At 59.9% G+C, this 12,380-nt stretch carries 10 protein-coding genes; 8 read left to right on the top strand and 2 right to left on the bottom strand.

Features of this window, described 5'->3' with window-relative positions; all coding sequences use genetic code 11:
• The first annotated feature begins 134 nt into the window (after nt 1-134).
• The 6 genes from QMK22_RS14825 (at nt 135) to QMK22_RS14800 (ending at nt 5,021) form a co-directional block, all read left to right on the top strand.
• Entirely contained in the window at nt 135-773 is a 639-nt protein-coding gene (locus QMK22_RS14825) for a hypothetical protein (RefSeq protein WP_283498420.1), read from the top strand.
• Nucleotides 774-818: 45 nt separating this feature from the next.
• Nucleotides 819-1,655, top strand: coding sequence for a hypothetical protein (locus QMK22_RS14820; protein WP_283498419.1), 837 nt, complete (start codon nt 819-821; stop codon nt 1,653-1,655).
• Nucleotides 1,648-2,721: an ImmA/IrrE family metallo-endopeptidase gene (locus tag QMK22_RS14815; protein ID WP_283498418.1), complete on the top strand. Its 1,074-nt coding sequence runs from the start codon at nt 1,648-1,650 to the stop codon at nt 2,719-2,721. Before QMK22_RS14820 ends, QMK22_RS14815 begins: the two co-directional genes overlap by 8 nt.
• A gap of 65 nt (nt 2,722-2,786) precedes the next feature.
• Nucleotides 2,787-3,449, top strand: a complete 663-nt coding sequence (locus QMK22_RS14810) for a multiubiquitin domain-containing protein (RefSeq protein ID WP_283498417.1) — start codon at nt 2,787-2,789, stop codon at nt 3,447-3,449.
• Nucleotides 3,424-4,608: a ThiF family adenylyltransferase gene (locus tag QMK22_RS14805; RefSeq protein ID WP_283498416.1), complete on the top strand. Its 1,185-nt coding sequence runs from the start codon at nt 3,424-3,426 to the stop codon at nt 4,606-4,608. The genes QMK22_RS14810 and QMK22_RS14805 overlap by 26 nt, the downstream gene beginning before the upstream one ends.
• The gene (locus QMK22_RS14800) at nt 4,605-5,021 is read left to right on the top strand and encodes a ubiquitination-like system serine protease family protein (protein WP_283498415.1); all 417 of its coding nucleotides are present in this window, start codon (nt 4,605-4,607) and stop codon (nt 5,019-5,021) included. Before QMK22_RS14805 ends, QMK22_RS14800 begins: the two co-directional genes overlap by 4 nt.
• Nucleotides 5,022-5,228: 207 nt before the next feature.
• Here the strand turns inward: QMK22_RS14800 and QMK22_RS14795 are convergent, their stop codons facing one another.
• Nucleotides 5,229-9,098 carry a YobI family P-loop NTPase gene (locus tag QMK22_RS14795; protein WP_283498414.1) on the bottom strand — a complete coding sequence of 1,290 codons (3,870 nt, stop codon included), beginning with the start codon at nt 9,096-9,098 and terminating at the stop codon, nt 5,229-5,231.
• A 253-nt stretch (nt 9,099-9,351) separates the two neighbouring features.
• Between QMK22_RS14795 and QMK22_RS14790 the strand changes: the two genes are divergently transcribed.
• The gene (locus QMK22_RS14790) at nt 9,352-10,149 is read left to right on the top strand and encodes a DUF6414 family protein (protein WP_283498413.1); all 798 of its coding nucleotides are present in this window, start codon (nt 9,352-9,354) and stop codon (nt 10,147-10,149) included.
• A 3-nt stretch (nt 10,150-10,152) separates the two neighbouring features.
• Nucleotides 10,153-11,229: a DUF3644 domain-containing protein gene (locus QMK22_RS14785; RefSeq protein ID WP_283498412.1), complete on the top strand. Its 1,077-nt coding sequence runs from the start codon at nt 10,153-10,155 to the stop codon at nt 11,227-11,229.
• A 424-nt stretch (nt 11,230-11,653) separates the two neighbouring features.
• Here QMK22_RS14785 and QMK22_RS14780 read toward each other — a convergent pair whose 3' ends face one another.
• Nucleotides 11,654-11,893: a hypothetical protein gene (locus QMK22_RS14780; protein ID WP_283498411.1), complete on the bottom strand. Its 240-nt coding sequence runs from the start codon at nt 11,891-11,893 to the stop codon at nt 11,654-11,656.
• Nucleotides 11,894-12,380: the final 487 nt, after the last annotated feature.

Genomic DNA, 12,380 nt, shown 5'->3' with positions numbered 1-12,380 from the left:
ATCAGGCCGTTCTCGATTACGTCGGGAGCATCCTTTCTAGTGCGCGCGGGTCCGGCATGGCAGTCGGGTGCGTGGTGTTAGCGACGGACGACCGCTCATTAGAACGGTTATTGCTCACGTCCATCCGGCGGTTCATGATCGACGAGGCGAAGGCGACCCCGGTCGGAAAACTTCGGCTACGGTTGCGAGGTCTGCTCGGAAAGGACGAGCGTTTCGTGAGTGCGACCAAGCTGCTCGCCGGCGAAGAGGCATGGACGATTCCGACGAACGGTTCCACGGTGTGGAGCGAGGACATCGCCGAGTTGGAGCGCGTGACGGCATCCGTGCAGGTGACGCCGATCCATCGCCTCAACCGCTCCGGCCCTACACCGAGTCCAGTGCGCGAGTCTCTTCTCACCATGAGTCATGAGGCCTTAATTCGGACTGCTGGCGCGATACGCGCTCAGCTCCTCGCCCGCTTCCTCTATCGCCGCTTCGATCTGGATGCCGCAGAACCAACGTCTCCTGGATCGGCGAGTAATCCGCGGCCGACGTTGTCCCTTGACCCGGCTTACGAGGTCTCGGTGCTGGCGCGGACGATCTACGATGACTTGTCTGATGTAGACATCCGTATCCTAAGTAACGCAGGAACTGCCGCAGACCTGTCAAAGTCAGACCCGGCCCGTGACTCGCTTTTCGAACGTCTCCGTATCTACGCCGGCAGCGAAGTCGGGCGTGATGCAGTGAGCCTGGCCATCCGATGGTGTTCGTCCTCCGGCATGGTTGCAAGTTAGGTCGTCAGTTCAGATGAGATCACCAATTACCGAGAGGGCGTCGTCATGGTTGACCTACCTCCTCTGACCCGCGCCGACCTTGTTGAGCTGGGCCGGAGGATCAGAATCCCCCAACCGATCGAGGCAGTCGCGCCCGACCCGGGCCAAGTCTGGCGGGCCCTCTGGGATGAAACTGCTGCGCTTGTTGTAATCCTTGAGGTCAACGAGATCTTGATTCGTGTTGCTCCGTTCTTCTTCGACTTCGATGACCTGGTCTTCGGGGACGAGGACCATGTCGCCCTCGCGGGGCGGCCTGCCGTCGTTCTGTGGCGCCACGCTCGGAAGATCGCACCGCTCACCCTTGATGTCATGCTCGGCTCTGTTCCTCTGGCAGGACGTCAGACAATGGGGCCGATCATCGATCAGGTTCTTGAATCGCAGATGACCGAACCTGTCGATTTGCTCGCGGCGTGGACCAGAAAGAGCGAAGGTGACGGCACTCTGAGCAAGCGTCTCCTGGAACTCCAGGTTTCTCCGCGGCAGATCGCGGACGCGCTCGGCACGCCGCTTGCCGTTGGCGCCAATATTCTCCGAAACGTGCGACCCGTTACTTCCGAGGAAGCGGAGGCCCTCGCGAGCACGGTGCCTCTGACCGCGAACGAGATCCTCTCTGCCAACCCGATCCTGCCGCAGCAGTGGCAGGAAGAGCTGCAGTCCGCCGCCTACCGCAGTCCGGTGCGCGACCTGGCGCGTCAGCGCCACAGGTCCGACTCGGAGACATGGCGATCCGTGGCCTATGGTGCCTACGCGCTTGCTGCGCGGCAAGGCAACAATCGTGAGGCCGCGAGTGTGCGTGCGCGAATCCTGAGCTACTTGCAGTCCGAGCTGGAGCGTGATGCCTGACGTCAGCCGCTCCGCCCGGATCCGCGCGCGACTCGATGCTCCGGGCCATGTCCGCCGCATAATTGCGTCTTTGCAGGCTCGAGGCGACATCTCGTTGGAGGAAATCCGTCAAGACCCCATCCGCTGGCTGAGTGAGTGGAACGAGGTCGAGGTCTTCGACTTCGAGCCCTCAAGAACGGACTCGGATTCGCGATGCGACGTCGCCGGGCTGTACCGAGGTGAGGAAACACCGCCTCGGATCGGTATTGCGTTCTCTGAAACTCGGCAGCGGATGAACTTCACGGCTCTGCATGAGCTTGGGCACCACCTCCAAATGACCGACGAGGATCTTGTCAACTCGCTCTTGGACCGTCCGGATGGAGGAACTGCGCTTGAGGAAGAGGCCTGCGACACATTCGCAGCAGCGATCCTGATCCCGGAGTCGACTGCGTCCAGAATGTTGGGCGCAGGGACGCCCTCTGCCGAGTCTGTCGTTCAGCTCTGGCGAACGCTCGGTACGGTGTCTCGCTCCGCGGTCGCGATGCGAGCTCGTCGCCAGATTGACGGCGACGGTCATGTTGTTGTTCTCAATGCCGAAGGCGCGGTCACGTTTGCGACGTCGACGACCGCGATACGCCCAGGAAGCCGAAGCGACCAAACGGCCACGCCGATCTGGTCAGCAATCCAGCGTGCTCACGCGAACGCGACAGTTACGGCGCGAGGACAGCTCGCGTATGGGACCGAGCTTGCAGGCGACACCTATTTCATGCAGGCCACGCCTGCCGGCACCAGCTTCGTCATCGTCGCGGCGATCGAACGAGTGCCGTGGACACTGTCCATCGCTCGACGCGAGAACGTTCCGTACGGTCGCTGGTACGTGTGCCCCCACCTCGCTTGCGTCGCGGAGTTTATGGCGGGACCGAAAGACCTTTGCTCCGTCTGTCATCAGCCGACCTGCACCGAGTGCGGTCGCTGCGCCTGTTCTATCGCGGCCCCATCCGAGTTTCTCTGCACCGAATGCTTCATGTTGAAGGGGTCCGCGGAGGCATCCTCGACCGCAGGCATCTGCTCCGACTGCGCCGCCTGACGAAGCCTCAGAGTTACATCGTCTGTTCCCTGTGAGGGCTCATCCTGGGCCCGGTCAGGAGACCAATGAACAACTCGGCCCGCCCGCTTTCCGCGACAATCACCATCGACAACATCACCTTCCAGCTCGAGCACGGCGACGTCACCGGTCAGGAACTACGGGAACTCACCACTCCTGCAGCCACCGAACTGTGGCTCGACCTCCCGGACGCACAGGACGTCCCGGTCTTGCCGAATTCCACCATCACCGTCAGCGGCGACCTGCGCTTCTTCACGAACACGCCCATCACCATCTACATCGATTCGGCGCCCTTCCGGGTCCCGGCCGGTGCTGTGACGGAGCAGAAGCTGCGCGAGCTCACTTCCCCGGCGATTCCGGAGGACCACCGCATCTGGAAGGACATCTACGACGACCTCGACGACCCCATCACCGAGGACGAGATCATCATCATCAAGAACGGCGACCGCTTCTTCACGAAGGCACCCGAACCGACCACCTTCGAGATCCGAGTCAACACCGCCAAGCACACCGTCTCTGGCTCGGTCGTGTCCTTCGAGACAATCGTCGCGCTCGCGTTCCCTGCGCCGCCCACCGGCTCTCAGCTCATCTTCACGGTCGGTTACACACGCGGCGCCGGCCCGCGCCCCACTGGAACGCTGCGCGCCGGCGAGACCGTCACGATCAAGAACGGAACCATCTTCAATGTCACAGCAACTGATAAGTCGTAGCGCCGACCTGCAAAAGCTGCGTGACCAGGGCTACGAGGTGTCCGTCATCGACGGACACCTCGTCCTCTCCCACGTTCCCTACGTCACCGCAGCTCGCCAGGTCACCTACGGCTCCCTCGTCTCCACGCTCACCCTCAGCGGCGATACCACCACCACTCCGGACACTCACGTCGTCTACTTCGTCGGCGAAACGCCGTGCAGCGCAAACGGTGCCAAGCTCGACAACCTGATCAACTCGGTCGTCGATATCCAGCTAACGCTGAATCTCGCCGTGAACTTTATGTTTTCGCACAAGCCGGTCCCGTCCGGTATATACCCGGACTACTTCGCGAAGATGAGCACGTACGCGACGATCCTGCTTCAAGAAGCCCAGGCTCTGGACCCGGACGCGATCGCCCAGACCTTCGCGCCCATAACCGACGAGGACGACACCAGCGTCTTCAACTATCTCGACACCGCATCCAGCCGTGCAGGGATCGCGACGGTCGCCAGCAAGCTCCAGATTGGCAAGGTCGCGATCATCGGACTCGGCGGTACCGGCGCCTACATCCTCGATCTCCTGGCCAAGACACCCATCGGTGAACTCGACCTCTTCGACGGAGATCGCTTCCTGCAGCACAATGCGTTCCGCGCCCCCGGAGCCCCCACCCTCGATGAACTCCGCTACACGCCATACAAGGTCGACCACCTGGCTGGGCGGTACGCCGCAATGAGGAAGGGAATCATCCCGCACGCGGTCAACATCGACACCACTAATCTGAGCGAGCTCGACGGAACCGACTTTGCGTTCCTCGCGATCGACGACGGCCCGGCCAAGAAAATCATCATCGCGCACCTCGAGTCGGTCGGCATCGACTTCATCGACGTAGGCATGGGCATCTATGAGACCAACGGGTCGCTCGGCGGGCTAGTCAGAACGACCCTCAGCCGGAACGACCCGCGGAGCCGTGCCGATGCGCGCAGCCGAATATCGTTCGGCGACGACAGCACGAACGAGTACACGCAGAACATCCAGATCGCCGATCTCAATGCGTTAAACGCTGCCCTCGCCGTCATCAGGTTCAAGAAGCATCTCGGGTTCTTCCACGACCTTGACGTCACCGATACCTCCATCTACATGATCGACAGCAACGCCGTCGCAAACGAGGACGCGGCATGAAAACCCACTCGTTCGACTGTGAGTTCATCGACGAGTTCCCACCCGTGCTGGTGGAGAGGATGCTCTACGTTTCAACGCTTTACGCCAGCGCACTCCACCTCTGCGCATGCGGATGCGGGATCAAGGTGGTCACCCCACTATCACCAGACAACTGGTCCATCATCTTTAACGGCGTCTCCATCAGCCTGACACCATCCATTGGGAACTGGAGCTTTCCATGTCAGTCGCACTACTGGATCCGGCGCGGCGACGTCATCTGGTCGGATCGATGGTCGGACCAAAAGATCGAAGCCAACCGCGAAGCCGACCACGCACGGAGAGAACGGCACTCCACCGCTGCATACCAAACGGCGCCCACCGTCTCGACGCCGCGCAAGCGCTTCGCGCTCTGGTTCAGGAAGCTACGACCGTAGCGGCGAAGGCCTCAGACAATTCCGATTTCTCTCAACTTCAGAACTCTTGTCTTAACTGTGGAGTTTCTCAAAGACGTTGAGGCCTGTCTCGTAACCAAACCGTCTCGTAACCCATCGGTTACGAAACAGTTAGGTTACGAGACACGCTTCATCGGAGGCTGCACTGATCGTGCGCAATGCCTGCGAAGAATCGCCATACGCCCCGGCTTAAGACTGGCGCATGTTGACGCGAAGCTCGTTGCCCTGTTCCGTCACAGAGCTGACGATGGCCAACTCACGTAGCCGTTCCACAAGCGCGCGGTCGGCAGCGGTGTTGGGGATATGTGGGTGCTTGCCGTTCGGTTCGGTTAAGTTTGGGTACCGGCCGCCCAAAGTGCGCAGTACGGGCGCGAGTTCGGCCGCAGTGAGTGCTGCCAGATGGGGGTTGAGAAGTGCAACAACGAGGCTTGACGACGCGCGTTCGCTGGCCAACCGTGCGACCTGGTCGAAGGCGAGCGTGATTCCCCGCCCCTGCGCGTACCGGGCAACGGCCGTCAACGCCCCCTGCGCAGCGCCGACTGTAAACTCCGCGAAACTTTCCGCTATTACGTCCTTCACCTCGTCGGGCACGATGCTGCTGCCGATTAGTGCCGCAATGTTCGTAGGAGTCACCTGCGTCGTGGAGATGAAGCTCAGAAAGGCATCCGACTGACGGATAGCGAAAGCAAGGCCTTCGATATCCGTCGGGGGGATCGCCGCAAAGGTTTCTGGCGTGTCAGCGACGATCTCCTGCTTGATTAGGTGTCCGATGAGTTCGCCAGGTTCCGTAGGGATTGATGAGATCGGGATTGGGTCCGCCAGTGAGAGCGTGCCCGTGAGGTTCACGCGCGACGCAGCAGAGGGGAGTTCATCGTTGGCTCGCAGGATCGTCAGCGCGACCTCCACCTTGACGGGTTCTTCTGGACCATCGGAAATGTCGAACTCGTGCGCTTCCTCAAGGAGCTTCACGATCGCCTGGTCAGTGCCGATCTCCTCGATGAGGTAGGTGTACACGTTTGCGAATCTCGCCGGGAACCGCTGACCTTTGGCAAGTGCCGGCCAAGATGCCGACGGGACCCGTGCTAGATCGTCGACACGGCATGTTGCGTCGGTGCGGGCGATAACCGCTCCGAGATGTGCCTCGTCGGCGTTGGCCACGTCCTTGATCACCGTCTCGAACGCGGCACTGTCTTCGACCGTGACCTCACCGTCGTGGAGTGCGGCAAGATATTCGGCGAGATCACCGAGAACTCGAGCATGGACCGCGGCGTTGGCCTCGGCGATCGCGTCGAGGCTGAGGCTATGTACGGGATTTCCGAGCGCAATGAACAGATTCTCGCGGTTCAGCGCATAGCTGCCACCGCTCACGACAGCAGGAAGGACGTGCGCGCCAAGCGAAATCAGCGCCGGCAGTCTCGCGCCGATCTGCTTGAGCAACTTGGCAAGGAGTGCAGCTTGCGAATCTGAGGTCTCGTCGGACGTGAAGGCGGCGAGTTCGGCGAAGTCTTGGAGGAGGCAGTCGCGGAGGGCGTCGTTCGTGGCGTAATCGATCGACTCGTTCAGATTCTGGAGAGCGACGTCGATCAGTCGCCGCCCGCTTGAAGCGTCAAGTTTGGCGTCGGCCAAGGCGACCAGCACTCGTGGCCACCGATTGGCGAGGTCGCAGACGAGCGCGTCTCTCTCCGACCCGTCCTCGAGGTACGTCAGTAGGAACTCTTGCTCCTCGTTGCCGTACGTCATGATCTTGTTCGCAATGACCACAGCGGACTCGGGCGCATTCAACAGAAGGCGATTCAGGAGACTGACGTTGTACCCGGAGCGCTCCCGAAGCACCGCATCGCCCTTCTCCCGCACGATGTCGTCCACGTCCTTCTCTTTGAGCGGGAAGAACATGTCAGTGATGTTCGGGTCGACGTTCTTCAGGATGTAGTTGGTTGCGTTGGCGCTGATGCGTTCGCCATAGAAAGTCGAGGTGTACATGGTGAAGTTGCGGTCGACGTACTTGCCCGAGAGCAGCTGAACAGCAAGCTCGGATTTGAGCCGATCCTTCGTCAGTTCCGCGAACGACAAGTCGTTGCCGTCGCGCGACAGCGTGAATTCGGGTCGGCCAACAAGCGCGTCCATGTCGGCGTGAGTGAGGAACTCTCGGTGTGATCGAGCTTGAGCGATAATTTTCTCGAGGCGAGCATGTTCGGCGTCGGCCCACGCAGAGCTGCTGATCGGTTGCCCAAGCGCATCCTCGATCTCCACTCGAGTGAGGTTCAACGCCGTCCGGTTACCACGGGACGGGACGACGTAGGTGATTGCCAGCGTCCCGTCGCTCGAAGCGAGTGTCTCCCAGAACGCCGATGTGTGAAGCTCGGCTTCCTCGATGGCGTCGTTGTTGAGGGTGAACGCCTGCATATTGACGCCGTTGAGGTCGAACAGGGTGATCTTGATGTGATCGAGAAGCTGCTTCCCCAGCGCCGTGCTGTGGTCGGCAGTGATTGTCACGCGGGACAGTGCAGCCCTGGCAGTCCTCACCGTCGCGTTCTGGGTGCTCACGTTCGCGAGGACGAGGGCGCGGCCGTCCCTATAGAGTTCGTCGAGGTTGCTTTTGCCGAGTTTGATGAGTTCGAAGTCGGACAGGTGCGTGCTCTTGTAGAGCATCATGGCGAACAACTTGTCCTGATCGAGATCGAGGTCACCGTTGTCGATGACCAGACGTTTGAAGATCGCGAACTCATTGCGGACGTTCTTGATCAGTCGCATATCGGCGACATGGCGCGCGGCGAGGTCGATGAGTTCATCGGTGACCTCGTGGTCGAGATCATTCATCGTCTCGATGATGAGGTCGCGAGCGCTGCGATGCGTGATGAACGGGACGACGGGAATGACCAAGTCGAAGAACTTCGTCCGGTTCGCGCGCGCAACCTCTGCCACCGCCGCGTCATCGTCGCCGGGAGCGGCGGGCTTCTTCTCGGCGTCGTCGAGTTCTTGGGCTGCAGCTCGGGCGCCTAGCTCGTCGAAAATGCTGTCCTTGATCGCATACACGAACCGGATGCGGCGACGCCGGGTCTGTTTGGCGCCGTTCAGGATGCTGTTAAGCGAGCGGAGCGTCTCGAAGATGTGCGCGTCGTCGAACCGGTCGATGTCCTCAAAGATGACGATGTCGCGGCGGATCATCTCGAAGAAGTACACGATTTCGTCTAGGTACTCGTCGAAGTACGTGGCTGACGGCGCCGACAACGAAATCGTCGCGGAGCCAGCCGAAATCTTGTCGATCTGAATCCGGTTGTGGAACGCGACGCGGAACCCGAGGATGAGCAGTACAAGGCCGGCGATCACAATGCCATGGATGAGTAGGTGCCACTCGTCAGGGAGTGGGACGAGCTTGGCCAGCGAGGCGCTCCAACCAGTCAGATAGAAGATGACCGTGATCGGAGTCGCAAGTAGTGCCGCGAATCCGAGCTCGCGCCAGAACCGAAAGCGGGTCATTCGCCGGAAGCGGGACCCTGGCATCTTCACCGGGTCCTCGCCGTAAAGGAGATGCTTAACGATCTCCTTCTGGATCTGGTTCGTCTTCGTTGAGGCTTCGTCACCCTTTCCCCGCGCCGGTTTGTCAGCGAACCCGAGCGTAGATAGCGAGATCGAGATGACCTTGCGCTTGTGTCGGCGCGTCACCTCCTGCAGGATGCTGCTCTTTCCGACGCCGTAGCTACCGGTGAGGGCGATGTTGAGTACCGGCTTCTTACCCTTCTTCAGGGCCTTCTCGAGTGCACCGAAGTAAACCCAGTGCTTCTCAGGGTCATACTCTGGGGTCAGCGGTAGCAACGTCGGCGCGTCGTCCCGCTTCCGCAGTTCTCGAATCCAGCGCCACGCCTTCGCCGCTATTCCTCGGAGCCAGCCGGCCGCGATGGTCAGCGTGCGAAGGACGGTCGCCCTTGCCTTATTCAGCTTTTCGTTGTTCTCAAGGTCACCCATACTGCGCCTGATTATGACAGCGTCCGGGGACGGGTTCAGCACGACCGGGTTAGCAGGTGTTGCGAACCTGCTTCGGGGTGAAGCGTAATCGGTCACAGCGGGGTGCGACACGAGCTTCGCGTAATGAACGCAGGTTGGACAGCAATATTCAATACACCCCGACGCCACGTGTCTGTGCACCTCTCCGCACCCCCGTATGAACTCGCTTCGTCTCCGTCATCCAGATACCCGTGGCTGGATCAGCCCGGCACAGATGCCCTCAAGATGCCTAATTGCAAGGCGGTTTACGTCTCGCAACTCTACGGATACGAGACAAGGTGTTGGCGGTGGCCTGCGCTAGCGTTCTTACGTGCTGAAGAATTTTCTCTATCTAAACGAATCCACTCTGAACGGGTATTTGAGCGCCTTGGAGGATGGTCTGCGCAGCGCAGCAGAACATCGAACGACGCTAACCAAGTCGTTTTCAGGTAAAGCCGGCGTCGGGGGCTTCGGCGCGCAGGGCGAAAGGGAATCCGACACAGAGTTGTCTCACTCGTACGCGGACACAAGCGAAGCGCGTTTTGAACGCTTCATAGCTTTGTCGGCCGCCAACCCAGAGCGATCTGGATGGATCGACATCGTCAATAGCGACGATGATTTCCCAGCCGCTTCCCCTGGGACAATCCTCGAGTTTGATTGTGAAATCTTCGTACCTCCCATGATCCGATCTCTTTCCTCTTCGAGTGGAATCGGACAAGCCATGGCCATGCTTAAATCGATATCGCCTTTGATGAAGGTTCTGGGACCCGCATCCGCAGCTCTGCCGCCAGACGAACAAATTCAGGCCGTGACTGCCTTGACCTCTCTTATGGGCGACGACCTGGCGGTCGTCGGTGAGAGAGATGACACCGATTGGCGAATCGCAGGCCGGCTCCTTGCAACGAGTATTCGGGATAGCGAGCTCGACGGCGCGGCCAGAGTCGTCGGCAAGGTATCGAGCATTCTTCGGCCTGGAGATCACAAATCGTTGCTCGCCCTCCCCGGAATGAACCTGATGACTCGAGAGCAAAGACGTGCGCAAGCAAAATCCGGACCGAACCCGGGTGAGGAAGCGAACTGGCTTACGGGACCTGCGGTGATGCTAGACGTTCTTGCGGTCTACAGGTAGAAAATGCGGCGACAGACCGGCATGTTTCGGGACACAGCCGTTGAGTCCCTGACGCTGTCGATTGAACTCTTCAACCGGCCGTCCACCGTTGCACGAGAACATGCCGTCATCATGATGCTCGCTCACTCGTTCGAGATGCTCCTGAAAGCAGCGATTTTCGAACGAAGAGGCACGGTCCGGGATAAGGGGGCTGAGGTTTCCCATAGCTTGAAGAGGTGCGTCGCCATAGCCGTGAACGAGCTGGCGCTTGTGACAGAAGACGATCGGACTCTCCTCGCCGCCATCAAGCAGGATCGCGACTGCGCCACGCACGACACGATCAGCATGAGCGAGGAGATGCTTTGGCTGCATATGAGAGGAGGCATCACAATCTTCAACCGGGTGCTCCAGCAGGCATTCGCCCAGTCCCTCGACGAACTTCTTCCGAATCGGGTTATCCCAGTATCCGTGAGCCCGCCGGAAGATCTTGGCTTTCTCGTCGAGGCCGAAGTGAAGGCAGTTCTCCTGCTGCTCGCACCCAAGACCCGAAAAACTGCAGAGGCTAGAGCTCGCCTCCGACCGCTCCTTAGCCTCGATGGCGCATCGACTGGGCGGCTCGATCAGCCGACGGAGGCTGAAGTAAATCGTGCGGAAAAGGCGCTAAAAACGGGGACTGCGTGGGAATCTGTTCTACCGGGGCTCGCAGCACTTCAGATTGCACCCGTGGCTCCGGGGGCGAACGTGCAGGAGCTTGCACTACGAATGAGTCGTGAGGCTGATGGCGTCCCGGTCCGAAGAGCTACTCCCGGCGAGTCAGCCCTCGTTTACCGCGATTCCAACCCATTCGACGACTTTGGTCTCACGCTAAGTGCTTTCGGCAGAAAGCTGGGCCTCACGCAATTTGAGGGCTTCGCCTTGATCCACCATTTGGATCTGAAAAACGACGATCGAGCGTATTTCATTCGTCGGACTTCGAAGGGTGCCGTCAAGTTTCAGGGGTTCAGCGCCCGAGCTCTCGAACTGGCGAAACAAGAAATGTCAAAGCCTGAGTTCGATCTCGACAATGTGAAACGCACGTATTCCCAGCGCCATAAGTCCTGACTACCCAATTCCGCTAATACCGTCTCGCAACCTGACCGTCTCGTAACCGCCCATGGGATGCGAGACCACACTGACGGTCGTGCGGCCATCAGATCCGCAGGTGTGCAGACGACTTCTGACACTTCGTGCAGCCGAGTAGGGAAGTGACATAGACGATCTTCACAAACCCTGGCTCACAAACGATCATTTCTGACCAGATCGGTACGATCGACGCCGTCTCTTGGTTTTCTGCAGGCCAGTAACTGTTCAAAACTCTTTGCCGAAATGAAAGCTGCCGAAACCTGGCCATCGAGGTTTTCCGCCAATCTTCATCGACAGGAAATTCACTTTGAAGAAACCCTCGGGACTGGACCCCAGTGCAGAGGTGGGTGCCGATTTGGGGTAGACCCGACCCCGACAGGCACTGTTGCGGGCCTACCCACGGTCAGGTTGCCCGTGCGCCGATTGCGAAGGATTCGATTGCAGAATTCAAGTGGGGAAAGGTGACGTGACGGCCGGGGGTATCGACGTTGAGGACGTCAAAGGTCGAGCCACGCTGTTCGATGTAGCCGAGCACCTTCTCGGGCGACTGTTCACCTCGTCGACGGTCGCCTACCCGCCACTCAGTATCGGAAATAGCGAGCACTTCCAAGTCTTCCAGAGTGCACGGCTCATGTTGATTCAACGTTGACTCTCCTTTGTGACGTGGCACGGTTCGTCCTCCGCGGATCGTGGAGGTGGCCATTTGTCGTTCGTGGTGAAATCACTGTCAACCACATTAGCCATGGTTGGTGCCAAGTGGTCGGCAGTGTTTGACCGTGGGTCGGGCGCCGTGCACGTGGAAGGTTACGGTCTCATCGTGTTCATTGAGGCCGGTGCGCGTGCTCTGTTGAGGTCAGCGTTCCCTCTCGTCGGCCACGCCGCTGGACGCCGTACCGCACGGCCGCTGACGGCCCTTGTGCGGCGAGCACAGTCGTGGGCCCCACTCTGTCGGGGAGATCATTTAGCATGATGCGCCCCTCAGATTGGCCATCAACTAGGCGCGGTCGAGGCATGCTTCCCGGGTGAGCCGGACGGTTTAGTCCGTGTTCTTGTTGGCTGGTGTGTGGAGAGGGTAGAGCGCGGCCTCGCTCAGTGCAGAAATGTGGCAGTGCGGGCAGTACCAATAGGGG

Origin of the sequence: Cryobacterium sp. PH29-G1, from assembly GCF_030063365.1 — a bacterium.
Taxonomy (GTDB): Bacteria; Actinomycetota; Actinomycetes; order Actinomycetales; family Microbacteriaceae; genus Cryobacterium.
This window is presented reverse-complemented; position numbering and strand designations above follow the sequence as displayed.

Bases quoted from the DNA above. Each gene is read 5' to 3' on its own strand.
- QMK22_RS14825 (WP_283498420.1), top strand. From the start codon at position 135: ATGATCGACGAGGCGAAGGCGACCCCGGTCGGAAAACTTCGGCTACGG.
- QMK22_RS14820 (WP_283498419.1), top strand. From the start codon at position 819: ATGGTTGACCTACCTCCTCTGACCCGCGCCGACCTTGTTGAGCTGGGC.
- QMK22_RS14815 (WP_283498418.1), top strand. From the start codon at position 1,648: ATGCCTGACGTCAGCCGCTCCGCCCGGATCCGCGCGCGACTCGATGCT.
- QMK22_RS14810 (WP_283498417.1), top strand. From the start codon at position 2,787: ATGAACAACTCGGCCCGCCCGCTTTCCGCGACAATCACCATCGACAAC.
- QMK22_RS14805 (WP_283498416.1), top strand. From the start codon at position 3,424: ATGTCACAGCAACTGATAAGTCGTAGCGCCGACCTGCAAAAGCTGCGT.
- QMK22_RS14800 (WP_283498415.1), top strand. From the start codon at position 4,605: ATGAAAACCCACTCGTTCGACTGTGAGTTCATCGACGAGTTCCCACCC.
- QMK22_RS14785 (WP_283498412.1), top strand. From the start codon at position 10,153: ATGCGGCGACAGACCGGCATGTTTCGGGACACAGCCGTTGAGTCCCTG.